The organism is Pseudomonas moorei, from assembly GCF_008801475.1.
Taxonomy (GTDB): Bacteria; Pseudomonadota; Gammaproteobacteria; order Pseudomonadales; family Pseudomonadaceae; genus Aquipseudomonas; species Aquipseudomonas moorei.
In genome coordinates this window covers 454482-481063 of the sequence record NZ_VZPP01000002.1, presented here as the reverse complement: position 1 = coordinate 481063, position 26582 = coordinate 454482, and the positions used below count along the sequence as shown (strand labels likewise).

Here is a 26582-nt window from a genome sequence, read left to right as displayed (position 1 = left end):
TTTTGGAGGACTAGAAATTCCGGGAACGCCTGAGCTAGAGGCTCTGCGCTTGCATTTATATCAACGGATAAAGGGTGCTTACGTGGCACTCCCGCACAAGTGGCTGGACCTGGCCAAGAGCTGCCTGTCGCGTTGCACTGCAATTTATTCAACGCTCATAGCGATGATCGACCAATACGCAAATATAGCGATGTGTAGCAAAATTCACTATATATCGTTAGAAAATCCTATATTTGGTTGGCCGCCTTCTTGTTCCGATCATTGAGAGTGATAGAGCAGTAGTGGGAACATGCGGTTATGAGCCCACGCTTTGCCAGATATCGGCACCCTAATCGTCGGGGACTAGCAAGGCAGCGTCGATTAATCCGGCCGCTTCTTTAGCTCGCAGTGTGGAGGGCGTGGTAAGTCGTAGTACAGACAGGACGGAGCGGCTTGTGGTCGGCACGGCCGGGCCGCAGCGGTGGCCGCCATGCTCGCCGAAAGCTGGTCGCCCCGTCCGAATTCACACTAGTAACTTTTACCAGGTGCTCCTCTCAGGTTAACTGTTCTTTTTTATTAGTGAAATCAACGCGCGGGTACGAGGGTATCGACTTCTATTTTCTAAACAAGATGATAGGGTCGGAGCTAAGGAGAAGATCTCAAAATTATCTAATCTAAGGTTTTTATCGCTTCCAAACTTTTCAATCAGGGATTTTCTAATGAATATTTCTAAGTCTACATCCCGTGCCTCCCAATCGATACGCGAATTATTTCCAATCCGACCGGAAGGTAATTTAGTAGTTTGCGAGAGAAGCCAGGCTTTATCGTTTCTATAGAGCCATGCATAAAGCTCAGGGGTGCGAGCGCGGACAGTCTTAGCGCTAGGGTGTGTGGTTTCTTTAACTGTAGCCATCCAATTTTTTCGATGCTGAATCAATGCAGATTTGCGCTGAATTTCAGCCCATGAGCGTTCTACCAAAGGCTCTTCACGAAGTAATCTATTTACAGTAGATATAGAAATCTCGAACTCTGAGCAAACTTGAGTCTTCGGCTTGCCAGCTGCCAAACGCTCCAATATTTGAATGCGGAGACGGGGCTTTAGCACTTTTGGCCTGCGTATACTCTTTTGCGCCAAAGATTTTTCCGGTATACGTTCAGTTCCCGGTGAAATCCTGTCCCTTCCGCCAATGGTTAATACCGCTTGGCCTTCCTTAGCTTCTTGGTGATCGTAGGCTTCCACAAACGAGTCCATATCGCCGAAAAGCCAGATAATCATGATCAAGTGTTTCAACGGATGGCAATGCCCTCGCGGGCTGCGGGTTAGTTGCTCAATGTAGGAAGCTGCACCTTCCGCTGTCGTTGGAAGACATGTGAGCGGATGATAAGGCTGGAGCAGTGAAGTAAGGTGGGATAGGGAAGAGGCAATGCTCTTCAAATTTTGCCCGGAACTGCAAAATCGGCCTAATGCATTTCGGTAGACAGTTTTCACAAGCTGAAGGTCAAAGCGCCGGTGCAGTCCGAGAGCTGCAAGTTCAATTACGGCCGTTGCCAATTGTACAAGTAAATCCTGAGTTCTAGATTCGAACACAGTTTCTAAGTGATCAGTTAATGAGTCTTGGCTTGGTAGAACCCAACTAAAACGCGCAGACCATCTGCGATTGTGATGACTCTCCATTAGCATCTTACGGTGGACTGGACACACTATGACGCCTGGATACTGATGAGTAAGGTGCCAGTAGGAAACCCCATAAGCTGCGGCATCGGCTTTTATGCATGCCCGACATGCCTTCAAGGGGTGCTCTGCACCAAAGCGACTTGTGATGAGGCCTAGACAGTATTTAATCGAGCCAAGCTTTGAACTATGCAATGCCAAAATAGCAGCGTTGATATTCGAATCCGACTGAAAAGGGAAAAACATTGGAAGTATTGTGTGTTTAGAGATGATAGTCTCCGGATTTCCCCATGCGGATAGCAATTGTTCATCAAGAGTATCTAGGTTATATGGAAAGTCATGTTTAATTTTGAGTGGGGAGGGGTTCGTTAGCCGCATGGATGTCATCGCGGAAGCCAATTGGCCATTAAAGAAGTGATGACGGCTGCAAAGGCTGAAAAATGTTTCATCCTCAAGCCAGCGCAAAGTTACGTTCAACTGTTGATCTAGATAGCCGGCTGATGCGAGGTTCATGCCCTGAGCTCACACATAAGGTAAGTTCTTTACGTTACTCATGTTAGCGCAAATGGTAAAAGTCATTTAAGTTATAAAGTTTTGCTTTTCAGCGGATTATTATAATAAAGGCGAGATAATCAAAACGAATGTTTTGTGTTTTAAGATTTTGTCTGGGGGAGAATTCAATAATTTTTAGGTAGTAACTTAGCGAGAAAGTCCCTTAGGCGTGCCTATGAAAGTGTATTTTTTCAAACTTTTTAGGTTGTCAGCGAGCATTTTCTAGCGGTAACATGATTCGCTTTACCAAACTTCTCCAAAGAACTATCCAGGACAGGAATCGGCGAAAACGCCAACTGAACTGCCCGCATTACGTGAAGGTGAAGACCCAGCCTTGGGAGAGATGGTCCAAATCGATAAGCCGCCGAAGGCGTCCTTTCGGATCATCTCAGGTGAGCGTATGTGGAATCAGAATGAGGAATTGTCATGGCATCTAGCTAAACAGAGGAGCTAGGAGTCAGATAGACAAAGGCCCAAGTGTCAGCTTGGGCCTTCGTGGATATGTCAGATTTTCGTCCCTGACAAATCCATTGTCTATCCCCTTCGCGTAAGGCGTCAAGCCCTGCGCGGCTCCGCTCATCCCGAGAAAAGTACTTGTCGTGAATAGCGAGGCCTAAGTGTGCCTGCTTTTTGAAGTATGCGGTCTTCTCCTAGTGATTTCCTGGCTACTGGGTGAAAGGCTCAAGGACATTGGAATGCAAAAATGACACCGCAGCAAAAATTTGGACTGATAGTGAGCCGCCAAGCCCGTTTCAAATGGGGAGATGTGTATGTCCCGTCTACGATGGCGGTACCTAGGGAAGCTCCTAAAGGTTCTCGTATTAGTAGGTTGAACAGTCGGAAACTCGGCCGCACCTTACATACGCTGTCCACACCAGAGCGGGTGTTTACGCAACTCGCGCTTTATCATCCTGATTTGCTCGATATACATGAGCAGAAGATGCTTTCGCCTGTTACTACAGGGCATCCCCTTCGTGGTCACCCGTTGATCAAAGGCACATTTCCTAACCCTCTGCGTGGGACATTAGAAATCGCGACTGAAATAGGATTTAAACATTATGAAATCGCCATTGATAACGAGGAAGGTAATCGGCATAAAGTTCCTTACCCGTACCAGGGCGATCTTTTGTTGTACATGAAAGGACATGATGGAATTCCCTATGCAGTGAACTGGTCGGTAAAGGATAAAATAGAATCATTTACTGAGAGAAGAAGATCCAGTGTCAAAACACCGGTACAGCAGAGAAAAGACCGAGAGCACGCCCAGCTTAGAGCCAAACTGGAGAAAGAATACTATTCCAGCGCCGGGATAAGAACAGTGCAGGTTTCTTTAGATTTAATAGAATCAGCGGTAATAGCAAATCTGGATTTACTATTTTCCATGCACGACTTACCTGCCACGCATAGCCTGGAATTGTTTGAGGAATTCAGTTGTGATATTCAGGAAGCTGTTAAAGCGGGATACCCGGTAGCGCAGGTCATGATTAGATATGGAGCACGCTGGGGCAATCGCGATCAATTTATTGCTAGGTTCTACCAAGATGTCTGGAACCGCAAACTTCTAGTAAATCTATTCGAACCAATACTCATCGATCATCCGTTAACTAGCGAACAGCAAGATCTGCTCTCTGTCTATGGAACGCTTTTTGAGGAGTCAGAAAAGTGATGATTGGCGGGCGTGTAATCGCTCCAGAGGGGTTCCTCTGTCTATCAAAAGGAGCCGTATATCATTTTCTGCAGAGTGACTCGGCTCGAAACCGAGTTAGGCTCATTCTTTTCGCCGATGATGGGAATGATGTCAGTGCTCAGCTCGTTACAATATCAGCAGTAGAGTTTGAGGAGGCACTCGAGAATGACTTGCTGATTTGTGACAATTCTAGCGGGATCTATCCACCTTGGCTCGAGCCCGTACAGGGTGTTGCTATTCCACATCTTGAAAGTCTGCGGAGATCGAAGAAAGAGAGCTATGACCAAAAAGTTGATCGCCGGTATATGGCTATTGCGGAATTGGTAAGTCGTTTTTTAGAGATCTTGGCGAGTGATAACCCAAACGCCATAATCAATGCTCACGCTAAGAGTCAACGCCCCCAGCAAAATGCTGGGCGACTTAGATTTTGGTTTTACAGTTACATTATTTTCGGCCATAACAAATGGGCTCTACTACCAAAATTTCACCGAATAGGTGGTTGGAATCGGGGTGATCCTTCTCGCGTGCGGAAACTAGGTAGACCATCTTCAAAAGGACGTAAATTTGGGTATCCCGTCACGGCAGACATGAAGGAAAAGATTCTTTCTGGATTTCTGAAATTTAAATCCTCATACAAGACGCAAGAGAGCCTATACAACGTCGTTCTTACTAGGGAGTTTAAGTGTGTTGTCCATATTAAGAAGGACGGCACTAGAGTGTTCGGTCACCCGGAAGGCCAGCCTTTTCCGTCTCAGGTGCAGTTCAAATACTGGCTGAAGAAAATGATCAGTCCAGATGCGCTTGCACGCGAGTTGAAAGGAGCGCACAAAAAGCGTGCGCAATCGGGCTCGCAGGGGAGTTTTTCTGAGCGATTGACCAATGTGAACCAGCGCGTAGAGTTCGACGGCTATTACATCTCGGAGAAGCTAACTGGCCTTACAGAGGGTAGCGCCGTGGATAGCTTTTGCGTCGTGCGTGCTGTATGCGGTCTATCCGGAGCGGTGGTTGGCATAGGATTCTCGGAAGGGAAGGAGAATATGGCTGCCTATAGGATGGCTCTGTTTTCAATGGCAGTAGATAAGGTGAGGTTTGGCGAGCTATTCGGCATGGAGATCAAGCCAGGCGAGTGGCCATGTGTCGGCCTTTCTGGAGGTGTCGTTTTCGATAGAGGCCCAGGAGCAGGGTTAAAATGCGAGCCTGAGATAAATTGGCTGGGGAGTTTTGAGTTGACACCGGTTTATTCTGGGCAGTCCAAGGCCACTGTTGAATCTTCCCACCCGAGGGATAAAAAGAGCTTTGAACAACCAACATACTTCCACAGCAAGCTTAATTTCGTCGAAATGGCCAAGCGTGAAATTTTTCAGGTTCTATGGGACAACCACACCTCTGATGCTGGGCGTCGTATGTCGGAGGAGATGTTGCTGACTGGTTTCAAGCCGACACCTCACAACATTTGGAATTATTTAGATAGTCGCTGTAGGAACAGCTCTATTGGAATGCCATTTGATACGGCAGTGAGAACTTTCCTTACACAGCATTCCGCTATGATACAGAAAGACGCCGTTTATTTTTATGGACGAAAATATAGATCTCAAGCACTGATGAATACTCGGGTATTTGATCGGGTTGCCAGGAATGGTGCAATCAAGATTACAGCTTTCGCTATGACCATGTGTGTACGGCATATATGGGTTGAAGTAGAAGGGGTACTGTTTGAATTGGATATTGTCCGCTCCGCGAGTACCTTGCCTGGTAGCATTGATATATCCCTGCAAGACCTAAAAGAGATCGATACGATGCGTCGTGCAGGCGCAGCCGCACTTAGGGAAGAAAGGCCGGCTATGCAGCAGGAGTATATAGACAGATTCAATAGAAATACTGGAGAAGAATGGGGCAGTGGGGTACGTAAGCTCGGTCGAGCGGGTAAGGGAGCGCCAGCGCAGCGCGATATAGCGGACTACAATCGTTTTAGAGGGCAGCGAAATGAATGAGAGAATTCTCGCTCGGTTCGATGGATGCTCCGACATTGAACAGATCCGTGAGAGGGTCACGGTCAGTCCCGCCCCGGTCCAGGCTTTAGGTAGTCTGGATGCTTTGATGGGGGCAGAGGTCCTTGCTGATGCTCTAAGACAAATCTATTTACCGAATGAGTTTTCTCTAGAATTTATTAAGGAGATGGTGGCCCGGGCGTCACTGTACAGTCGAAAGCTGTTCGAGAGCCAGACTGCGTACCTTTCCCGAGTTTACAACCCTCCGGATGTGGAGGTTGCACCTGTTTGTCTAACAGGCTTAGCAGGCATTGGCAAAAGCCAGACTATTACCGCTTTACGGAAAGTTCTACCGCCACCTCTTGGCTTCACGTGTGACCACTTCGAGGGAACGCTCCAATTGGTCTCTTACTGGTATGCAAGTGCCAGAGGGAAAGCCGGGGGTCGACAGTTGCTTGCAGATTTTGTGTTAGATGGACAACAAAGATCCAGTTATAACTCTGCAAAGCTGTTAATTGAGTGTCGCCGGCGTGTAAATAGAGACGGTGTTTCAATGTTGATATTAGAGGAAACCCAGCATATTAATACAGGCCAGGGCGCTTCTAAGGTTACCGACATTCTGTTGACGATGGCGGCGATCGGTCCGCCGATGATATACGTCTCTAACTACAGTCTGGTGCATAAGCTGCTCGGTCGGAACAGCGAGGACAAGCAACGTTTGCTTTCAGAGCCGCGAATTATGCTGCCGGATGCTCCGGACGGCTTGGATTGGCGAACTTATGTCGCTGAGTGCGTCAGGGTCAGTGCTGGCCATATTCAGGCACCGCTTGATGATCTCGTGAATGAGATATATAGATCTACCTTTGGTATTAAGCGGCTTGTCGTTCAGCTGATAAAGCTTGCATATATAGAAGCTCGATCATCTGGTCGTTTGTGCATAGACATCAACGATATTACTCGTGCATACCGCTCGCCAGCCTACGCAACCAACCAAAAAGATGTGGAAGAGTTACACCTGCAGGCACTTCAAAACCGTACAACAGGGAGTCGGATGGATCTGCGTTGCCCTTTTGAGCTACCAAGTGACCTGAGGTCAAAAGTCGTAAAGTTTGCGCGTACCGATCGAGTTAATCGAGTCATCAACAAGGTTTTCCATTCGTCCCTCAATGAAAGCGAGCGTTCTGCTATGGAGCACATCGAACCGGAAGCATCCAAAGCCACTCGATCACCTAAAGTTCCGCGCCGACCTCGGGTGCCCCAAGCGTCGGAGACAGATCTGGCAAACGCTTTCGAACAGGTCCTCGAATCAATGGGTACTGCTAAGCCTAAGAAGCCGAGGTAACAGTCGGCTCCTTGTCTATAGCAGGCGTCGCAGTCTGAGGAATATCTAGCAGCCGAAGGATGACCTTTAGAAAAATCTGCACTTAAGCGGCATCTTATTTCTCCTTCCAATGCCGCTGACGCATGCCAGTCTCGCTGTTAGTTAAAAACAGAATCATTGAGTTCTATGTGTTGGCGCTGATGTGATTTTGACCCAGGCTGCTGATTTTGGGTGACCTAAAATCGGCCTCTGAAATCCCACGCCAAGATATCGTTTGCTCTGTATTCGGGAGGGTCAATGATTTCCGGCAGCCTGGGTCAAAATCGTATCAGCGCCAACAACCAGCCTAACGATCAGTGATTTACTGGCTAAAGTGGATTACGCGGGTACGCGTGGCGATAGTGATGGTGTCACAGCTCTGGACGGTGAAGTGCTAACGACTCAAAGCCTGTCAGCAAGCCCTCGTTCTTGAAGGCTGAACCCCTGGCCTGCTATAGCAGATGGGTGATGGTCCAACCTTGATCGGTCAATGCCGTTTTACACTCGTCTGAAACCCGTTCTGCATTGACTGCCAAGCACAGAAAGCTGGTAGGTCGCGACATACCGACATATAGGTTTCGAAATTGAGAAAGCTGAGTCTCAGGCATTTTCCCGGAGCGAGTGCCAATCCCAGCAATGATGGGTAATGCCAGCTGTAGGTCGAAGCGACGACTTGGATGGCCTAGAGACTCCATGACGAGTGTTGCCAGATGCGTTTCGCCTTTCATCGAGGCGAGGGTGCCGATATGAATATCTAAGCTGCGACCATTTTTTTCGATAGCGCACATGGACCGGTGGGCTCCGTTAATAGCCATGGCATCTGGTCGCTCAAAAACCGGGAGCGCGGCGAATATCTGTGGTGTCATGTGATTTGGGAGCAAAGGGCGCAGCCTCACGTATAAAAAATTCACGATGCGGATACGCCTAGCTTCATCCGCATTGCTCACGTTTTTCATGCACAGATCACGAATCAGTAGCCGGAAGGCTGAAACATCTTCATCAGCATCACGCAGTTTTCGAATTAACTGATGATCGGTTTTCAAGCCTTCGACAATCTCTGCCTTGGCCGCGCGTAGTACCAGAAACAGCGCTCTGCGGATCTCCTCAAATCGTGATGAAAACGATGCGTTTACGGCAGGCTTGGGCCCCCCGAGAAGCGCCCAGAATCGCACAAGCTTGAGTCCGGGTGATTGGTCGCCACCCGAAGCCGGCCAGTAGTCCAGGAGGGTACGGCCTGCTATCTGTGTTAGAGCATCGCCCTGTTTGCGAGCGCAAAGGGCTTTGACTTTTCCCCTAGTAAGATCGGTATCGCTGAACCGGTCTAGTACATGGTCTCCAAACGTCGAGATTACTTCCTGTACTCGCCCGGTGCTGTAGACGATCAGCATGGACGCGTGACGGTCTTCGCCCTCTCCGGTAACAGCGGTACCTGCCAGCTGTGCTCTAGACACGGACTTAGCGATGTGGGGACCGAAGCGCTTGCTGGAGGAGATCGGAAGTACGTCGCCTCGAGGGAAAGTCAGGTTTTCCGCGCCTTCCGAGCTTCCAAGGATTCGCTGGTTGATGTCGCCGAAGCGCTGAATGGTGACGGTCTCATCGAACATCAGCTGCAACAAACGCTCTTGCTCCCAGGACGTGTCCTGCATTTCGTCGATGAAGACGATAGGAAACCGTCTGGATAGCAGGGTGCGAACCTTAGGGAAAAGGGTCAACAAACGTTCTGCGTACGCGAACATGTCCGCGTGCCGGAAAACCCCTTCAGCAGCGAGTTTTTCTTTGATACCGACGATTGTCGGAAGGGTTTTCGCGCCTGGTTTAGGAAGCGAGCCAAACTCGCTGGCGAGGTCCAGTGAGGCACCTTTGTACACCAACCCCTCTAGCATGGGCGCGACGCTCGCATTCTTTTGCATATAAAGCTTCAAGCCAAAGTTAGCTTGGGCTAACGCCACTGCTCGGCGAGCAAAGATATCGTTGTCGATCACATCGACAGTCATCCCATTGCTTCGCAGATAGGGCAGAGCCAGAAACTGATTCACCATGGCGTGAATCGTCCCGATGAAGTGGGGATGTGTGAGCAGGCGACTCCCGTCATGGCTTGTACCTAACCGATGTTGAATCTCATCACGGGCGACATTGGTATGACTGAGCACACAAACGCCTGCGCGGCTTGAGGTCCATCTGCGGCTCAGCATCAGGAGCTTCGCGGCTAGTACCGTGGTCTTGCCACTGCCTGGCGCGGCGTTGATGTCACGAGACTGGTTCTCCAGCAATACGGCGCGCCGCTCTTGATCATCGAAGTTCAAGTCGGGTGTCAGTTCGCGTAGAGCCGCAAGGTCGGCAGCATTGATCACAGGGACTGTCATGGCTTAGCCCTGCCAGTCAGATGTCGTAGCGCCTGCTGTAGGTAAGGCGGCAGCTTGTTGAACAACTCATCGCCTTTCCCATAGTCGCCTGTTGAAATCAGGTGAGCAGCGTATTGGGCTGTGATCGCTTTTGATGCCTCTTTTTCAACGAGCGGCTGGTAAATGAGTGACGCCAGTTCCACTGGCGAGTGTCCGGCGTTCGAGAGTTCTTTCCAACGCTCGCCTGCATCGACGAGCGTCTTCTTCTCATCTTCCTCCGTCAGCCGCTCACCCCTCGAATCTGCCTTCTTCGCCAGGTGAATTGCGTCATGCATCAACTGGGCACATCCATGAAGGGCGAGATCGAATTCCAGCGTCCAGTTGTTGGAGACGCAGACAATTGTGCTACCACCCTGGGCGCGGTCGACCTTCGTTTTGACCAGTGCCTCGACTTCCTCTGGCGTGTAGTCTTTTTCGAATCGCTTACGATTGTTCTTGGGAGGAGATATGTAGGTGGCCTCATTGGGAACGATGTCACGATCCGTAATACAGGCGACAGGAATGGGAATCGCCGAGCCATCAATCGGCTGCAAGATTCGCGCGTAGTGATAAAGCCCAACTCCGCCGACGTTAACGCAAGAAATGCCGTATTCGTTGAACGAATATCCTGAAGCCGCAGCAAGAGCGGGCAGCAGCAGCGCTTCTGCTGGCCCTTCCACGATCGCAACGCCGCGAGCGAAGAACAGATTCGCTTTGGTGGCATCGATAAAGCGCCTCAAAAACTCGTAATCACTTTTCAGCAATTTGGTCTTCCCGTGAGCCAAGCTGAATAGTCGCGCACGGTTTACCAAGGTCAGACTTGCGATGTCCGCACCCGCCGCCAGAGATGGGCTGTGGGTAGTCATGATGATCTGAACAGGGCGGCTATCTGGCTCCGCCGCTTTGGAGGTGCGTTCGAGGAGCAGCTGAACGCGCTCCTGCAGTTGCGGATGGAGATGGGCCTCGGGTTCCTCGATCAGCAGCAGTCCGAGTTCATCACCGTCCCGCAGCAGAACCAGTTCGGTCGCCATGAACAGAGCGTTGTTATAGCCGAGTCCGCGAATGCACCGCTCACCTGGATCGATGGTGGAGGATGGCAGCAGCGCCAATTCGAAGCGCTCCAGAATGGGCTGCAGGCCCAGCTCCGGAGCGATCTGGATACGTGAGGACAAAGCATCGCCGGCAAACGCGAACTTGTTCAGGTAGTTGTCGTTGATGTCGTCCTGGACGTCTCTGATGACCTGATGTTCGCCCAGGTGATGCTGAGCAAACGCCATCAGCCCTACCAGGTTGCTAGGGACGGTAGCAGGAGCCGCTAGGTCGAAGTCATTTTGCTCCTGCCCATCAATGCGTTTATGAGCGCCCAAAATTTGGGACAGCCGAGACTGGCGACCAGGGCGCAACTCGGCTTCGGCATCTCGAAGGGGGCGCAAGTAGGTGGCTCGGATGAGCTCGCGAACCGCCGTGCCGATCTCTGGCCCCGTGCCGTTCGGGCCCGAGCAGGTAATTGCCTCGACCCGTCCACGTTTGTTGGCCTTCGGTGGTACCCAACGCGCCTGCAGAAAAACGATCAAGCTATGAGACCCGTCTGCTTCGTGGGTCATCCATTCGAGAACTGAGGCTTCTTGCTCGGGGTCTAGGTCCACAAGTGTGGCTTCGATGAATAGAGAGCGTGCTCGTGTCGTGCCCGTGATGTGAAAGTCAGTTTCGAAGAGGCGAATGAACTCGTAGCTGGTTGTCCACAGCACGTAGCGAATCGCGTCGATTACAGAGGTTTTACCGGAATCGTTTTCCCCGACAAGGATGTTCAGTCCTGGGGCAAGCTCCCAATCAAGTGATGGGGCAACCGTACCGTCGCCAAACGCACGAAAATTTGACGCCCTTATCCGCTTCAAATGCATCTTGCTTCTCCGTCCTGTTGGAAAGCCTGTCCCAAATGGCGTAAGGCAGTCCGTGCGCTCTATGGGTGTGATTGGCTTTTATCACGGGAGAAAGCGGGTCGGAAGGTAATTTAGTGTAACCGTCCGGCCAAGTCACCTACCGAACTCCAGCATCAAGGGCGATGGTGTCCGCGTATTTTTAAGCGGACGCGATCGCCCTTATAGACAGGGTTTTCATGCGCCAACGAAGCTCTTATCCCAAACCATTTAAAGCTCAGGTCGTCTAGGAATGCCTGCAGGCTGGAGCGCCGATTTCCAGCGTAGCCATCCGCCACGGCATCAACGCCAGTGTAATCCGCAAGTGGCTACCGACATATCGGGATCAATCGCCTGCAATCTTGCCGGCTTTCGTTCTGGTTAAAGCGGTACCAAGGTGAGCAATAGAAGAGATGGTGGTCATCTCGCTGCCTTTGGGTGATAAATCCATCACCGTAAAGTGGCCAGCCTCGGATCCGGACGGCTGCGCGTGTTTCATTCGTGACCTGGCCCAATGATCCGCGTCGATGCTACCGGTCATCTCTCCACGATGCTTCTGAGTGGCTATTGCAGTAAGGTGAGCCTTATCCAAAGGAACAGGGAGCTACCGGAGGCAAATATGCCAGCGATGTATTTACTTGGTCGGTGTCCCTCCGCACGTGCCCGTTGCTGGAGCAGCCAGTATCGTTGTTACCTAGCTCGTCGGGATCAGGTTCAGTATCAGGCTGCTTACGTTCTGGGCAATGATCGACTAGCGTCTGAATGGCTTACAAGGCCGGCTCTTGCCTTGGACAAGCGAACTCCCTGTAGCCTACTGGGAGATGCCAAGGGCTATTCCCAGGTCCTTGATCACCTGATGAGGATCGAATATGGGGTCTACTGAGGCGATGCTGGACAGGGATGGCATTTGGGGTGCCGGTGTGGTCCTACGTATCGAGCCGCCTGCGCCGACCCGCTGCCTATGCAAACCTAACACCAGGACTGAGGTTGCTCTTTATCAAGCTTCACTTCCGATCCGTAGCGGATCCTGGGCCAGTGAAATTTGCCTTGGTTTAGTCGTCGCGCTGCAGTAAGCGGCCAGCAATCACACCTTCATAATCCCATCACCATGGGCGATGGTGTCCGCCTATCGCTAGGACTTCCATGCACTAACAAAGCTCATTCAGCGTTACAACTGGACAGGGCCGCATCAGCACAACAGCTTCGCACTGTTGGAGATTGCGGAAGAAAACTCAATTCTTTGTCCGGGAATTGTTGACTACTACTGCCAACCATCGAGTCGAGCCTTGAACTTAGAAGGAGTACAAAAAATCAAGGGTGAATTACAGGGATAAAGTGGTGCTCCAAGGTTTTCAGTAAAGACGCATCCCCCACAGATTTAGCAGCCTGTCGAATATCCTCGGGGCCACACACGATCAAGTTAAATTTGGCACTGTTTGCGATGCGTGTTTTTTCGATCCGTTGCTGGGCTTCAGGAGACAGAAGTCCACTCGTCCACAGTTCAAACTGTGGTTTGGGTTTGTCCCATTTTATGTGTTGCAAATGGTGCCTGACCCGCTTAATGCGAGTATTTAGCCATAGGTCTATCTCCTCATCACTAACAAGGATGCCAGGCCCCATACCTTTACATTCGATGAATCGGGCTGAAACTCCGTCTTTCACAGCCCAGACATCCACCTCAGCCTTACCGTCCACACCCGAGCAGATTTTGTTGAGCTGAACCTCCCCAGGAAAAGTCTTCCGAACGAGCTCGGCAATGAGTAGTTCGAAGAAGGATCCTCGCATGTTCCCTAAAGCCCCCTCGAGCTTGCTTAGCCTTGTGATGACATCGTCGAGCTTTCCGGAGTCCACCACTCCCTGTACGGCGTTCTTTAGTGTTTTGGTCAGATCGCGGAATGCCTCAGCCACGTCCTTCCCAAAAAGAGACTCAGGTGTCGCGGGTATGACACCGGCCGATCTCAGTTCAGCGAATGCGTCGTTTTCGAAGCGCTGTCCGACCAAGAGGAACATCACGCGACCAATGTTCCCCAATGCTTGGAGTGTTTTAACTTTGTGGAGGAAAGGTTTGATTGCGCTGACGCTGACATTGTCCAGTAGGAGAACATCGCACGCGATGAATCCAGGCTTGAGTTCGCCTTTGCCACGATCAGCTAGAGCGGTGCTGTAGCTCGGAGCGCTGAGATCCCAGTTAAAGGTGCCGACGCTAGGTAACTTCTCTTCAATTCCTCCTCGGAGGAGGACGCTGTTGTAGCTAGCGAACGCTAGGTTTCGTAGCCATTCCTTGATGCTATCGAGAAGCACTGATTCTGCCATCAGACGTGCACGGACACCGGCTGAGATTGCATCCAAATCCGGGCTTATAGATATCTGTCTAGTCACCACGCATGGTCCAATTCCTGGCTGGTCTGTCACCACCAAGACGCCAGCCTCTGTCATGCGTTTGAGGACAGCAGCGGAGGCAATATGCCGCTTCTGAGCTATCGGTGCGCCACAGGCGATGTGAAAGTGATGGACTGGCAATATCTCACGGCAAAGTACAGCAGCTAGTGCCCACGAGTAGGCACCATCGACGGAGAAAATTGCTTCGTAAAGGTTTTCCCAGTACTCATCCGTCGCATACTGCATTTTGAGGTATACAAATGTCGCGCCGCGTGCGAAGGGCAAGCTCTTCAGCTTTTGAAATTCATCTGAAGCACGGCTTATGCGTTGGCGAGCCGCGTCAGAAGAGAGGCCGTGCTTCTCAACTAGGTAACTCGCCAGCTTGGTACTTAGGCAAGGTCCCTGTTCCTCCAGCGCATCCTTGAACATTTGATCCTCCTTCACGTTATGTCACAGAGCGCTATTTATAATCTAAAATCTATACTCCTTGCATGGTGAAAAACAGCTGTTAAATATTTTGTTTAAAATCAATTGGTTACATGTGAAAAAAATCAAATTTCGAACGGCACTCTGTCACAGCAAAAAAAGGATGGCCTGAATTACCCCTGATTTGCTCTTTATTGTGATTGTCAGGATTTTGTACGCTGACTTTCATTTCGGCGAAGCTACAGTCCACCCCCCAAGCTTGCTTGCAAACGTCAGTAATTATCGAGACTACGTTTGAACGCCTCTTTGAAGCCCGCTTTGATCATCAGTTCATGCATCGTGGTGTGCGGCGCTTTTTTCAAAGCTTGCTTAAATGAGGTCAGGCGTAAGCCAATAGCGCCTTTACGTCGTCATCGTTGAGCATGAACACCCCTGCCGCCACACTTGCTCCTCGTGTGCCCATCACAACTAGGTCTGCGTACATACCTTGAGTTAGTGAAAATCCTTGTTGCTTCCCTGGAGCCGTGAATGCGCCTTTTTGCTCAAGCCCAGCATTCTCGTAAAAATCTATCAGGTCATAGCCGCACAACAGGAAGGTATCGCGCGGATCTTCGATCAGCGCATTGAGAATCTGTGAGCCAATACCGTGGCCGCGAAACTCTGGGAAAACAAAGATTTTGTGACAATAGCGTGGAACGTTTGGGTCTGGATGAACGAACAACAACGCATAGCCGTAGAGGCAGCCATTTTCATGGCTCATGGCAACCTTCAGATGCCCTGACCGGTAGCACTCGTCAAAAATTCCCGCCACATGCTTGATGGCCTTTCGGGTTGCCTCTTCTGAAAAGAAAAGAAACTGCATGGCTAGAATGGGCTGAGCGAGCAGATCCTGAAGCACGCCTTTGGCTTCATTTTCCAAGATCTGGGGAAGGAAGGTGTCGATCAGTTGTTGATCAGAAAGAGTGGTGTCTGGCATAGATAAGCGCTCCTGCTTTGACTGGATAGCCCGCTCGTTTCGCATGGGCGATACAGTTGTCCTAGGGTAGAGCGCCGAGCGTACCTGCCACTGTTAGAGTTTGTCATCCGACAAAATCATCCAACATGTTGCGGCTTGGATACCGGAGAGGTCTGCGCTCCATTCAACGGGCTCAAATGGTAGGCTGCGGCTCAGGCAAATCGTATGGTCGAACATAAAAGAGCTCTGTGTAGATAGAGCTCGAGTTGCGCTGTCACGACGTAGACTTGGTTGCGGCTCAGGGAATGCGGTTGTAGTAGCGATCCGGGTGGACACGCTCAGAACCAATCCCTTCCAAGGCTAGATGCCAAAAATTTCCTTTGACCATCGCCTTGCTTGAAGCCAGAACCTGGATAGCACCGGCATCTACATCATGCTCCTGATAAATGAAGTCGCCTGCTTCGAGGTCCTGGGCTGGGCAGCGGCGTACAAAGTGCTTGTTGCCGTCACTATCCTCAAGCTCAACCAGCACCGGTTGGTCACAGGTTTTGCAGGTCCACGTACGGTCATTCAGATCCTCGAAGCGATCTAGGTTGTCGGTCTCACAGTGAGAACACGAATAGCTTGCGTCGTATCCAGTGGCCATGCGGGGTGCTTTAGGGGGAGTACGTGGAGCCATGGGATATATCCTTGGTTTATGTCGATAAGGAGTTTTATCACCAATTTGTTGGCATCGTCGATTCCTGCTTCCCAGCAGAATAGTTGTGGTAAGCGAGGGATAAAATAGCCATATGAATTAGGTGAGCCAGTCCGTTGAGCTCCGGGTGCACCTTCGTGTTGCAAGAACGGAGACTTTGGTAATGAGTGCCTTAACTGAGCACGAGCAAAGCAACGCGTACTTTGCGCTGATCGGGCCTGCACGTGAGTACCAAGTGGATTGGCGTTCCGGGAAGTCTTCCAACCTACCGAAATCGGTGCGGCAAAACATCACGGACGGCCTACGTCTAGAGAACGTGCCGTGGTATGGGGAGCTCAATGATGTTGAGTTCCCGAGTCGGCTGTACGAGCTTGAAACCCTTCCCTCCACGGACAGTCGCTAAAAAGACGTCGTCGGCGACATTTGGCAGCATCGCTATAACAACGATGACTGGATCTTCAGCGACTCCAGACTCAATCTCTTCGATGGGAGCGCTGAGGCATTTCTCCGGTTTCTCTGCGAAACGGTGCATCCCGTGGTTCGCCCCTAACGAGAAGAAGCGATTAAGCTAGTTGAGCATTTCAACGATCAACTCCAGAACGCTGGCTGGGAGTTGTACCAAGAGCAGCAAATCGCCGGCCGCCCACGCTTTTCCTACCGGCTGATGAGCAGCGCTTCGACAGAAGCGAACGCAACCAGGTCGGTCATGCGAGCGAGAGTTGTTGTTGAGACGCTGAGCGCCGGATCGATGGCGAAGCAAATTGAACGTCGGGAATATGCCGTCGATTCAGACCCCGAATTGGCGATCGGGACGGCCAAAGAACTGGTAAAAAGCTGCTGTAAGTCCATTCTCACGAAACGAGAAACTCCGTTCACCAAGGCCGATGACCTAGGCAATCTGACGAAAAAGGTCACCAAAGCATTGCAGCTGGTTCCCGACGGAGTCAGTGAAGTAGCTAAGGACGCTGAAAACATCAAGAATATCCTCCGCAACCTCTCTCAGTTGACCAGCAATCTCACGCAGTTGAGAGGTTTGTACGGTACCGGACATGGCAAGGTGCAGCCCAGGCATGCTCGGCTTGCGGTTGCCGCAGCAGTGGCATTTATCGATTTCGTATCGGAAACGCACCGATACCGAGAAGCTTCCGAGCCGCAGAGGTGAAGAGCTTGGTAGAGCAGTCGTTTAACCTTCATGGGGTTCACGCTAAGGGGTTGTCAGTGTTTTTATTCAAGACAGTCATGAAGTGAGCCATGAGCTCATCTGCCAGACAGCAGCTGTACGGCTTGAGTAACTGCGGAAGCTCAGCGAGGAGAGTTGTACGGTCGATTTTAACGTTGAGGTGACTCGCTAGGTATTCCATTTTAAGGTGGCTACTCTGGCCGTCATCGGCCATGGATGCGACTGAGAACAGGGAGGTTAGGTAGTTCAGCACCTTGGTGTCCATGTGCTTTTCCATAAAAGCCAGCTTCTGAACATTGGTGTCCAGACTTTCCTTCAGATCTACACCGCTAGCTGCAAGCGCCGAAAGAAAAGCTTTGTGCACATAGATTTTAGAGTGAGTCTCACCAGGGAGGCTGAGCGTTACCTGACGAGACGTTCGTTGCACGCTAAACAGCAGTGCTGCGGCGATCGCTGTTTGATGGGCGACATGGAGGTCATCAAAGTATGCCTTTCTGTACGGGCTCATCATGTCGGTATTAGGACAATGCTTTTGCCCGTAGATGCGAACAAGGCACTCCGCCTGGCCGACGAGATCGTCGGGCAGTTCGCAGACGTCAACGTCGAAAGCCTGAGCGACATTCGCCAAAATTTCACCTGCAGTTGCCGTTAGGTCTAGCTTGGTTATTTCAATTGGAAAATCATCAAGAAGGGTCTTGTTAAGCTCGCACATTTCTCGCCAATGGGACGTTTCTGCATCCAGAAAATGATCTTTGAGCAAGCGGACTCTTGCCATGTCTCTGGATGCATCGGGCGGGACACCCTCAAGCGTGGAGACGAAACCTTTTCTGGCGAATTCCACCGCTTTAGCAGCACCATAGTCGGGTGGGACGTGCGTAGGCCAAAACGCAAAGCCCTTTAATGGATCAGCGCAACCGTTTTCCCGGTTATTCTGTACCAAAAGCTGGCGCTGAAGGGCGGCTAGGTAATCTGAGACAGCCTTCGTCATTCGCATTGACCGCTGCTCAAAGATTCCGCCCGGCAGTTCGCAATTGATGGATTTCTCAAGCAATGGCTTGGCTGAATCCAGCGCTGAGCTTGGGATTCCCTCCTTAAGCTCGGCGAGGTAATACTGGAGCATCTCGTCCCGATTTTTTTTATGGCGCTTGCTGCTGGGTACCTTGGAGCCGAGGACGGCACTCATCGATGGCTTTGAGAACAACACATACGGACGCCACTTTTTGCTACGTGCCGACATCCGCCTCACGAGGACTGTAAGCTTTGCCTGTTCAAACCGCATAAGGTCGTCGCGACTTGGAGAGCCAGGCTCCTCTTGATACTCAGAGCCTAAAATGTCCTGGGGATCGATGCCATACGCTGCCAGCAATTCCTTCAATGGCTGGTAAGCCTTTTCTGTCACGTCAAATTCTGCGGTGAGGTGCTTGTAGAAGTCCTCACCGTCAAAACGGGTCTTTTCGTCAAGAGCGCTGATAGGCACACCCGGTTCAAAGCGAGTATCACTATCAGTCAGTTTTTCTTGGTGACTCATATCATTGCCCGTCATGATCGATTTTTTTCGAAGCGTCGATAGTCAAGACCACACTTTTGTCGGCCATGCGCCCCAGCCCCTTTGCCGTTCGCATGTCAGAAAAGACTGTGCCTCCGTTTTGTATTTCCCCCAGAATCTCAAATTGATCTGCTGCGGCCCGGACGGCCATTGGGGCCGAGAGATGCGCTGTGGTCATCAGCCTATCGGCCATTAGGCCGATCAAGCCCAGGTCACCGATCTCCTCGCGAAGCTGGGCGAAGTGGTACATCTGACGGCCGGGGGTTAGCACTACGTTCTGGCTCATGGGAAAACTCCGATTGGTTTGTCGTGAGCGAACAGTACCGGCAACAACATTCAGGACACAGGATCTAATCTTACAAGACGGCACAGATAGGAAAATGTAGGGCTGGATCCACCAGTCCGCGCAAGTTGTCAGCACCAAGATAGTTCGAGACATGGTTTGCTGACGAGTCGCGCACATGAATATGGCGGCTTGCCATATCGCAGGGCAATTGAGGATAGAGTCGGAAATGGAAAGCTTCAAAAAGGACAACCACTACGTACCTCAGGCGTACCTGCGGCAGTGGATGATCGATGGCAAAGTCCTTGCCTACCGACTGATAGTGCCGCACGAAAAAAGCGCGATCTGGAAGCCGCTTTCAACCAAAAGCTTAGCCATGCTTCCGCATCTTTATACCTATTTCTCTGGCGCTGAAGACAGCGATGAAGTCGAGCGCTGGCTTGATCGTGATTTCGAAGGTCCTGGACTCGCATCCATAGCAAAAGTAGTTAGCGAGTCGCGATTGACCCGAGAGGATTGGAATAATTTGTTCCGCTTTGCTGTTGCGCAATCGGTCCGAACGCCTGCTCAAATGCAGAGCTTTATCAAACGCCAAAATGAAACGCTTGAAGCATTACTGTCTGAGTCCATTGAATGGTCCATGGCCCAAATCGAGGCAGCTTCAGCCGTTGGAGCCCAGCCTGAGCCCCCTCCAGTTGTAGAGCCCTACAGCAAGCTGCCCCTGAAGCTGCAACGTGTGAAAAATGAGGATGGCGAAGACGGCATTAAAGCGCAGGTCCTGAACGGGCGGAAATTTTGGCTCTGGCAGATCGAACATGTGCTCAAGAGCACTATCAATCGGTTGCCAAATCATCGGTGGACCATCCTGCACGCTCCACTTGGGGTCACCTGGCCAACCACCGATAACCCGTTCATGAGGGTGGGAGTTGGTGCGGATGGAGCGTTGAGTCTTGAGGGTGGTTGGGGAGTGCCAGGTACAAAACTGTTCATGCCACTCAGCCCCAAACATCTTCTGTTTGCGTGTGTTGGCTCTCCACCCCCTCAGCGCGGCACCACGTTAAGTCTTGCTGAAGCAGTATTTTACCGGACGATGATTTTGACCGGCGCTTGTCGCTACGTGTTTGCAACTGATACACGAGATATTGTGGAGTACAAGCCCCGAACCGTGTGCCGCGAGCAATTTGAAGCAGAGAAGAAGGGTTGGGCGGAATGGCATGAGAGCCAATCGAGAGAGGAAGCCGATTACCCCGACCTGTGATGGATCTGAATCACCTCTGCTTTTTGGAGGCGCCTCCTAGCTTCACAGTGGCTTTGGTGGGCCGGGAAGCTGGGGACTTTTCACTGATTGATATGCGGTACGAAAATAGAAAAGCCCGCCATGAGGGACGGTCTATCAAGTGTCTCCAAGGGGATGCTATGTGCCAACGGTAGTGATCAACTCATCTAGGACACATTTTAAGATTTTCTTCGGTTTCCCCCGGGGTCAACTCGTCGCTACATTAATTAGGCCGGATCCAGTTGTAGTGATGCATCAGGTACTGGCTGAAATCTCGCTGTGCTTGTTGCCCGGTCATGTTACTCGTGGTCGGTGGCCTCCAGTGCTCTGAAATGTACGTCAAAACCGCGTCGCACATGGCTGCGACAGTTTTAATTCTCTAGAGCGTAAGCCTAAACCGGTTTTTGGGGGGGGGGCGACAGTTTTGCGTTTCCTCCGTAATTGGATTTGTGCGTGTAAATACGGGTATGCCCGCGACAGTTTTAATTCTCTAAATTCACCCTGGTTTTTGAGAATTAAAACGGTCGCGTGCGAATTAAAACGGTCCCATGCGGCCATTCATCACTTGGACATCACGTCGCAGGCTGGGGAACCTGATGCAGCCTCATCGGCTATTCTAGGTCGCGACGTGATATTGAGGCCGTTGTTGGAGCTTCGGCCTTGAGCTCTGATATATACCCCACGCTCTTCGACTGGCGCATGAAATAAAAGTGACTTCTAACAATGCTTCTACGTATCCAGCGAGATGAAACAATTCACTCCTTTATAGAACGCAATATCTTTATTCTAGGCAAAGGCCGGTTTCCAAAATGGTATACGTCTAAGAGCCTCACAAGCGAAGATGTTAGAAACGTTGCATCATTATTAGGATGGCATGGATGCTCTGGTTTCAACCGACTATTGCATAACCACACCTGTCAACCGTTGTTTTCAGTATTAAAAAGTTCACAGGATATGGCTTATTCCGGTAGTAAATATATTGCTGAATTCGTAGATGTAGACCTTGCTTTTCCGAAGCGATTGACCTTCTGTCCTGAATGCGTGAGGTCTGATTTCGAGAAAGTCGGTTTTTCATATTGGCGCAGGGCCTCCCTAGAGTCTGTTGGCGTATGTGCAATTCATAACGTTATTTTAGAGTCCGTATGCCCTGCTTGCGATAAGCCATTTACCTTTCAAGGACATAGTCGTAATGTAATGTGGGAGGGGTGTGGCGGAAAGTATCTCAGCGAAAGCCACTCAAGAGTGAACAACGACCTTGCGGAGCTAAAGCGCTCACGGTTAATCGATGATTTATACAAATGCCGATTTCATATATCATTAATACCCGCCTTAGAAGCACTGTCAGTTAGGTTTTTTTCAGATCCGTCAGAGATGCCTTCGAATACATCTAACCAGGAGGAGTTACAAAAAATTTCGCGAATTATAAGTACTCAGCTGGCTCGAGTGAAAATACATGCTGAAAGTAATCTTGCATTTTATTTTGAGTATGTCGATTTCGACAGTATTATTAACTCTATAACTATGCTTTACGATGGATTTCAGGAGTTTGTCGCGGATGTCATTGGGCCCTGTGATGAAGTACGCGACATCACATCATTATGGTCAACATACAGGGCCGGAGGTCATGAGTCTGCCCATTATGTGGACGAGGATTATTCGCTTGGAGTTGGCAACTGGTATTGCCCATACCCATCACCTTTATCTTTCGGGTTTGGGCGTGGTGATTTCATTAAAAAAAGCATTTCGATAGTCTATCCATGCTGTTCGTTTGTTGATGTAAAAAAAGGCAGAGGGCAACTCGCTCCAAGCTTGGCTGATCCGCCACACCCCGCTATTCCGAGTATCGAACCAATGGAAGCTTTTGGATAGGGTTCTACTCATCTTATTAGCCAAGGGTCCCCAATAGCGCACCGTAGCGATACGATTCCGGACAGGTGCTTAATATGATGAGGCGCCCATCACCCCGTGCGTTGTAATAGTTCTCTAATAAGCAATCGGGTTTTAGGATAATGGGTGCGTTTTTCTAACAAACGAGACAAACTTGGAACCAGGCTGAACAGCGCGGTTTTAGATATTCTCAGTTGGTCGTACTCGCCATACGCGCGATGCATCGTCGAAAGTATCAGATTCTGAAGTTCTATATCACGCTTGTCCCAGTCTATGGATGAGTAATTCCCCAGTCGTCCGCACGGCAATTCTGAATTACGCGCTAGCAGCCAATCACGATCATTGCGATAGAGCCAAGCATATAGATTGGGTGTCCTTGATCGTAATTCTTTCGTGGACATTTGGCTGTTTTCTTTAATCACACTATTCCATTGTGCACGATAGGTGCGTAGGTTTTTCCTTAACTGCTTCTCTTGTCTTGACGTTTTTACTAATCTATCTGAAGAAAGAAGGCGATTAACGGTGCTAATCGAAACTCTGAACTTAGAGCAGATTTTATCTTTTGCTTCTCCTTTTATCAGGTTTTCTAAGATTGCAACACGTAATTGTGGTTTTAATTTCTTTGGTCTACGAGCGACTAAAGTATTCATCTCGCTGGTAGTAGGTTGTAGATTATTTTTCGCGAAAGCGGCATTGCTAAATTTTGTTAATAAGCCAGCCTTACTCCTTGCGTCGTATTGATCGATAAACATGTTAAGTCGGTCAAATAGCCAAGTGATCAGCACCAAGTGCTTTAGGGGATGACATCTGCCACGAACTTTGCGCGTCATCTGTGAGATAAAAGCCGATGCTTTTGACGGCGTAGTTGGAAGGGAGGTATATGGCGGATATGGTTGAATAAGCGATGCGTATTCGGCGAATGAGTTTGCTGTTCTTTCTCGTATTTCGAAGCTTGCTCCAAGTAGATCGAGCGCATCCTTGTACACATTGGAAACGCTATCCGGGTCAAAACACCGTGACTTACCGTCATGCACAAGGTCGAGTATCGCTTCACTCATTTTTTTAAGCGCATTTTTAGCTGCGTCGCTAGGGTAAGGTGGCGAGTCCGACTCAAAAAGCTCTTCGCTCGGAAGGATCCATTTAAAGCGCCCCGACCATTGCCGATTCACTATGCACTCCTTTAAAAGCAGCTCATGAACTGGGCACAACACTACACCAGGATACTGGTGCGAAAGGTGCCAATAAGCGGCTCCACAGGTTAGACGATCCTCTCGCATGCAGGATGTGCATGCCTTCAAAGGATGTTCGGCTCCGAATCGCCCGGTCACAAGGCCCAGACTGTACTTTATCGATCCAATTGACGGACTTTGCATCGCTAGAACAGCGTTGTCGATTCGGTCTCTGGATTGAAAGGGGATTAACAAGGGGAGAATGGTGTGCTCGAGGATGATCGATGTGGCATCCCCCCAGCAGGCTGTCATCCGACTATCTAGAGAGCAGAGGTTGCTGGGTAAGTCATGGGTAGTGGAGCAGCGGGGTGAGCCGAAAAGCCATTTTAATGTGCTGGAAGTATCCAGGTGGCCCAAGAATTGGTGCTGACGGCTGCACAGACTGAAGAAGGTCTCATCGTTATACCACCGCAGTATCGCGTCAGGCTGAGCCATCACCCAAGCCCTCAAACGGGTCGGGCTGTATGATAGATGAGCCTACTAACCTACCGGAAATGACAACGAGCGATAACAACTAGCTTTTTTGATTTCCTTGCGCGCTATTCGCCTGAAAAGACACACCTGTTCGGAGTCGGAAAGCTGGTAGCGTGGCGTCGAACTCCCCACGCCACCACTCTTTTTGTTGTCACGCAACAATTTCAGGCGTTAACATATTTCATTTTTTTGGTTGCGATGATCTCGCCATTTTTTTGGGAGACATACGAACTAGACGTGCACTTCCGCTAGCCACGGAAGTAATACTAACACCTGCTAAATGGATACTTAACATGTATTGATAAAAATAAACTTTTGAAGCCAAGAGACAGGAGCCCAAGCGCCAACTTGGGCCCCTGTGGATAAGTCAGGTTAGGACGCTGACCAATCCATTCTCTATTCCTAACTGCGGGACGTCAAGTCTCGCACGGCTTCGTTCGTCCACAGGAAAGTTAGCGTTATCCACAGCGCTAGTCCGCGCGCGAGCCCGTAATACGTGGGTTTTCATGACGTTATAGGTTTTATCCCCAATCAATATGACGCTCTGAGGCCCAGAAAATGGATTGCATATATGACACCAGAACAACGAGTAACCCTCATCTTGAGCCGTCAAAGTAGCTTCGAATGGGGGGACATATACATCCCCTCGACCCTGGCTATGCCACGCGAGGCTCCGAAAGGATCCCGTATCAGCAGACTCAACAGCCGCAAGCTCGGTCGAGAATTGCACGCGCTTTCCTCCCCTGAGAAGGTGTTTACGCAGTTGGCTCTTTACCATCCTGATCTGTTCGATCTTCACGAGCAGAAAATGCTATGGCCTCTGAAGTCAGGCCATCCACTTCGTGGGCATCCATTGATGAAAGGTGTCTATCTGGCACCGGTTAGTGGAACCTTGGAGATTGCGAAGGAGCTAGGGTGTTGGCGCTGATGCGATTTTGACCCAGGCTGCCGGAAATCGTTAACCCACCTAAATACATCAGTAAACGATGTCTAGGCGCGAGATTCATAGGCCGAATTTAGGTCAGGCAAAATCAGCAGCCTGGGTCAAAATCGCATCAGCGCTAACAGTTGAAGTGAGCACGTCTCTACTGGGAAGCAGCTATTCTGTGAGGCGAGTGGGCTTCTTTCATTTATTTTGTGAACCCTGTCGACGGCCAAGGCGCGACTTTTGCGGAGGAGGGTAACCTGTACCAGCGCGAGATGAGGCTCTCGGGATGGCCGGTCAGCCAGCGCAAGCTGATTTTGACCACGGTCCTGGTTAATGGCCTTGAGTATGACCATGCCGTCATCCTCGATGTGGATGCGGATGCGCTTGATGCGAAGGATCTGTATGTGGCGATGACTCAAGGATCGAGGTCTCTCACCATCATCGGGACAGGCCGACATCTGCCAGCTAAGGTCTTGGTCCAGGTCAGTGTGAGATTTCATTGTTGCAGTGGAGGTCTCATCCCACGCGCATCTCACAGAGTTGCAGCCAGATGGCGGCAAAAAATAGGCCAGATCCATTACGTACCGTGGCGCGACAGTTTTAATTCTCAAGCGATTTGCGCCTAAGTGGCGTTTTAGGCTGATGCGACAGTTTTGCGAATTATTTGTAGAGGTTTGGAGGCCACGGAATCCGCCATCTCCTCGCGACAGCTTTAATTCTCAAAATTCAACCCTCTAAAAATCGCAGCCCAATGGTTGCGATTTTTTTATCCGAATCGAGGACATACCCATGGACCGCTTCCAGGAAATGCAGGTCTTCGCCGCCGTGGCTCAGGACCAGGGGTTTTCGGCGGCGGCGCGGCGTCTGGGCATGTCGGCAGCCAGTGTCACCCGCGCGGTGGCGGCGTTGGAGAAACGTATTGGTACGCAGCTGCTGACGCGCACTACGCGCAGCGTGCACCTGAGCGAGGCGGGCCAGCGTTATCTTGAAGATTGTCGGAGAATTCTCGCTGAGGTCCAGGAAGCCGAGGATTCGGTGGCGGGCAGTCATGCCCAACCCCGTGGGCAATTGACGCTGACGGCGCCGGTGTTGTTTGGTGAGCTGTTCATCACACCGCTGATGGTGAATTTTCTGACGCAATTTCCCGACGTCACGATCAATGCGTTGTTAGTCGATCGGATAGTGAGTGTGGTGGAGGAGGGCATCGATGTGGCCGTGCGCATCGGTGAGCTACCCGACAGCAATCAGCACGCCATTCGAGTCGGTGAGGTGCGACGAGTGATTTGCGCGTCACCGCAGTTTCTTGCCATTCACGGAAGGCCAAGACATCCGCAAGACCTGGCGAAAGCGCCAATCATCGCCACATCGTCGATAGGCCAACAAAGAAGCTGGCCATTCCTGGTCGATGGCGAGGCGCTGAATGTCCGTCCTGAACCACGGCTGGTGGTGACGGCGAATCAGGCGGCCATTACCGCTGCGAGCCTTGGCCTGGGCTTCACTCGGGTTTTGTCTTATCAGGTGGCGGGCAAGGTCGCGGCTGGAGAGCTGGAGATCATCCTGGCCGGCTTCGAAATGCCGGCTTTGCCCATTCATGTGATGTATCAGGGAGGGCGCAATGCCCCGGCACGCGTCCGCAGCTTTGTGGACTTTACCGTGAAGGCGCTCAGGGAAAACCCCGCACTGAGTGGTTGATGGTTTATTGCGCTGGTTGAAATAATGGATTGCGTTTGCTGGTTATTCTGTTGTTTTGGTGACTGGTAGAAGATGACTGCCTCCTGCGCTGATCC

The 26582-nt window shown here is 50.6% G+C and carries 17 protein-coding genes and 2 pseudogenes; 9 read left to right on the top strand and 10 right to left on the bottom strand.

Features of this window, described 5'->3' with window-relative positions; all coding sequences use genetic code 11:
* Nucleotides 1–538: 538 nt before the first annotated feature.
* The gene (locus F7R06_RS05130) at nt 539–2164 is read right to left on the bottom strand and encodes a TnsD family Tn7-like transposition protein (RefSeq protein ID WP_090326907.1); all 1626 of its coding nucleotides are present in this window, start codon (nt 2162–2164) and stop codon (nt 539–541) included.
* A 742-nt stretch (nt 2165–2906) separates the two neighbouring features.
* On the opposite strand from F7R06_RS05130, the gene F7R06_RS05125 reads away from it, so the two are divergent.
* Genes F7R06_RS05125 through F7R06_RS05115 form a run of 3 tightly spaced genes read left to right on the top strand, consistent with a single transcriptional unit; the run spans nt 2907 to nt 7220 of the window.
* Nucleotides 2907–3869, top strand: a complete 963-nt coding sequence (locus F7R06_RS05125; RefSeq protein WP_090326904.1) for a PDDEXK family nuclease — start codon at nt 2907–2909, stop codon at nt 3867–3869.
* Nucleotides 3869–5881, top strand: a complete 2013-nt coding sequence (locus tag F7R06_RS31000; protein WP_245706730.1) for a transposase — start codon at nt 3869–3871, stop codon at nt 5879–5881. Before F7R06_RS05125 ends, F7R06_RS31000 begins: the two co-directional genes overlap by 1 nt.
* Nucleotides 5874–7220 carry a transposase gene (locus F7R06_RS05115; protein WP_090326902.1) on the top strand — a complete coding sequence of 449 codons (1347 nt, stop codon included), beginning with the start codon at nt 5874–5876 and terminating at the stop codon, nt 7218–7220. Before F7R06_RS31000 ends, F7R06_RS05115 begins: the two co-directional genes overlap by 8 nt.
* 470 nt (nt 7221–7690) lie before the next feature.
* Here the strand turns inward: F7R06_RS05115 and F7R06_RS05110 are convergent, their stop codons facing one another.
* Together F7R06_RS05110 and F7R06_RS05105 are read right to left on the bottom strand one after the other, a co-directional pair.
* Nucleotides 7691–9601, bottom strand: a complete 1911-nt coding sequence (locus tag F7R06_RS05110; RefSeq protein WP_090326898.1) for a UvrD-helicase domain-containing protein — start codon at nt 9599–9601, stop codon at nt 7691–7693.
* Nucleotides 9598–11520 carry an ATP-dependent nuclease gene (locus F7R06_RS05105; RefSeq protein WP_090326896.1) on the bottom strand — a complete coding sequence of 641 codons (1923 nt, stop codon included), beginning with the start codon at nt 11518–11520 and terminating at the stop codon, nt 9598–9600. The genes F7R06_RS05110 and F7R06_RS05105 overlap by 4 nt, the downstream gene beginning before the upstream one ends.
* A 529-nt stretch (nt 11521–12049) precedes the next feature.
* Between F7R06_RS05105 and F7R06_RS31355 the strand changes: the two genes are divergently transcribed.
* Nucleotides 12050–12418: an antitoxin Xre/MbcA/ParS toxin-binding domain-containing protein gene (locus F7R06_RS31355; RefSeq protein WP_090326893.1), complete on the top strand. Its 369-nt coding sequence runs from the start codon at nt 12050–12052 to the stop codon at nt 12416–12418.
* Nucleotides 12419–12846: 428 nt separating this feature from the next.
* On the opposite strand, the gene F7R06_RS05095 is transcribed toward F7R06_RS31355, so the two are convergent.
* From F7R06_RS05095 to F7R06_RS05085, 3 genes are all read right to left on the bottom strand, one after another.
* Nucleotides 12847–14343 carry a hypothetical protein gene (locus F7R06_RS05095; protein ID WP_090326889.1) on the bottom strand — a complete coding sequence of 499 codons (1497 nt, stop codon included), beginning with the start codon at nt 14341–14343 and terminating at the stop codon, nt 12847–12849.
* A gap of 376 nt (nt 14344–14719) precedes the next feature.
* A complete protein-coding gene (locus F7R06_RS05090) occupies nt 14720–15316 on the bottom strand; it encodes a GNAT family N-acetyltransferase (protein ID WP_159437830.1) in 597 nt (198 codons plus the stop codon).
* A gap of 277 nt (nt 15317–15593) precedes the next feature.
* Entirely contained in the window at nt 15594–15974 is a 381-nt protein-coding gene (locus F7R06_RS05085) for a hypothetical protein (RefSeq protein ID WP_139204834.1), read from the bottom strand.
* A 181-nt stretch (nt 15975–16155) separates the two neighbouring features.
* On the opposite strand from F7R06_RS05085, the pseudogene F7R06_RS30995 reads away from it, so the two are divergent.
* Nucleotides 16156–16668 (top strand): annotated as a pseudogene (locus F7R06_RS30995) (AbiJ-related protein); the annotation flags it as partial.
* Nucleotides 16657–17154: an abortive infection family protein gene (locus F7R06_RS30990; protein WP_342671326.1), complete on the top strand. Its 498-nt coding sequence runs from the start codon at nt 16657–16659 to the stop codon at nt 17152–17154. The pseudogene F7R06_RS30995 and the gene F7R06_RS30990, both read left to right, overlap by 12 nt.
* 37 nt (nt 17155–17191) lie before the next feature.
* Here F7R06_RS30990 and F7R06_RS05075 read toward each other — a convergent pair whose 3' ends face one another.
* Nucleotides 17192–18715: a hypothetical protein gene (locus F7R06_RS05075; RefSeq protein WP_139204833.1), complete on the bottom strand. Its 1524-nt coding sequence runs from the start codon at nt 18713–18715 to the stop codon at nt 17192–17194.
* Nucleotides 18702–19004, bottom strand: coding sequence for a hypothetical protein (locus F7R06_RS05070; RefSeq protein ID WP_090326879.1), 303 nt, complete (start codon nt 19002–19004; stop codon nt 18702–18704). Before F7R06_RS05070 ends, F7R06_RS05075 begins: the two co-directional genes overlap by 14 nt.
* Before the next feature lie 226 nt (nt 19005–19230).
* Here F7R06_RS05070 and F7R06_RS05065 point away from each other — a divergent pair, with 226 nt between their 5' ends.
* Nucleotides 19231–20259 (top strand): DUF4238 domain-containing protein, encoded by a 1029-nt coding sequence (locus tag F7R06_RS05065; RefSeq protein ID WP_090327612.1) that lies wholly within the window; start codon nt 19231–19233, stop codon nt 20257–20259.
* A 741-nt stretch (nt 20260–21000) separates the two neighbouring features.
* On the top strand, nt 21001–22146 hold the full coding sequence (locus F7R06_RS05060) for a TniQ family protein (protein WP_139204832.1): 1146 nt from the start codon (nt 21001–21003) through the stop codon (nt 22144–22146).
* Between the two features lie 89 nt (nt 22147–22235).
* On the opposite strand, the gene F7R06_RS05055 is transcribed toward F7R06_RS05060, so the two are convergent.
* A complete protein-coding gene (locus tag F7R06_RS05055) occupies nt 22236–23333 on the bottom strand; it encodes a TnsD family Tn7-like transposition protein (protein WP_245706727.1) in 1098 nt (365 codons plus the stop codon).
* Between the two features lie 24 nt (nt 23334–23357).
* Nucleotides 23358–23828 (bottom strand): annotated as a pseudogene (locus F7R06_RS31350) (TniQ family protein); the annotation flags it as partial.
* Between the two features lie 1756 nt (nt 23829–25584).
* Here F7R06_RS31350 and F7R06_RS05045 point away from each other — a divergent pair.
* Complete coding sequence (locus F7R06_RS05045) at nt 25585–26487, top strand: LysR family transcriptional regulator (RefSeq protein WP_090326871.1); 903 nt, start codon at nt 25585–25587, stop codon at nt 26485–26487.
* Nucleotides 26488–26582: the final 95 nt, after the last annotated feature.

Bases quoted from the DNA above. Each gene is read 5' to 3' on its own strand.
- F7R06_RS05110 (WP_090326898.1), bottom strand. From the start codon at position 9,601: ATGACAGTCCCTGTGATCAATGCTGCCGACCTTGCGGCTCTACGCGAA.
- F7R06_RS05115 (WP_090326902.1), top strand. From the start codon at position 5,874: ATGAATGAGAGAATTCTCGCTCGGTTCGATGGATGCTCCGACATTGAA.
- F7R06_RS05065 (WP_090327612.1), top strand. From the start codon at position 19,231: ATGGAAAGCTTCAAAAAGGACAACCACTACGTACCTCAGGCGTACCTG.
- F7R06_RS31355 (WP_090326893.1), top strand. From the start codon at position 12,050: ATGATCCGCGTCGATGCTACCGGTCATCTCTCCACGATGCTTCTGAGT.
- F7R06_RS31000 (WP_245706730.1), top strand. From the start codon at position 3,869: ATGATTGGCGGGCGTGTAATCGCTCCAGAGGGGTTCCTCTGTCTATCA.
- F7R06_RS05105 (WP_090326896.1), bottom strand. From the start codon at position 11,520: ATGCATTTGAAGCGGATAAGGGCGTCAAATTTTCGTGCGTTTGGCGAC.
- F7R06_RS05075 (WP_139204833.1), bottom strand. From the start codon at position 18,715: ATGACGGGCAATGATATGAGTCACCAAGAAAAACTGACTGATAGTGAT.
- F7R06_RS05090 (WP_159437830.1), bottom strand. From the start codon at position 15,316: ATGCCAGACACCACTCTTTCTGATCAACAACTGATCGACACCTTCCTT.
- F7R06_RS05060 (WP_139204832.1), top strand. From the start codon at position 21,001: ATGCTTCTACGTATCCAGCGAGATGAAACAATTCACTCCTTTATAGAA.
- F7R06_RS05085 (WP_139204834.1), bottom strand. From the start codon at position 15,974: ATGGCTCCACGTACTCCCCCTAAAGCACCCCGCATGGCCACTGGATAC.
- F7R06_RS05045 (WP_090326871.1), top strand. From the start codon at position 25,585: ATGGACCGCTTCCAGGAAATGCAGGTCTTCGCCGCCGTGGCTCAGGAC.
- F7R06_RS30990 (WP_342671326.1), top strand. From the start codon at position 16,657: ATGAGCAGCGCTTCGACAGAAGCGAACGCAACCAGGTCGGTCATGCGA.
- F7R06_RS05070 (WP_090326879.1), bottom strand. From the start codon at position 19,004: ATGAGCCAGAACGTAGTGCTAACCCCCGGCCGTCAGATGTACCACTTC.
- F7R06_RS05130 (WP_090326907.1), bottom strand. From the start codon at position 2,164: ATGAACCTCGCATCAGCCGGCTATCTAGATCAACAGTTGAACGTAACT.
- F7R06_RS05095 (WP_090326889.1), bottom strand. From the start codon at position 14,343: ATGTTCAAGGATGCGCTGGAGGAACAGGGACCTTGCCTAAGTACCAAG.
- F7R06_RS05125 (WP_090326904.1), top strand. From the start codon at position 2,907: ATGACACCGCAGCAAAAATTTGGACTGATAGTGAGCCGCCAAGCCCGT.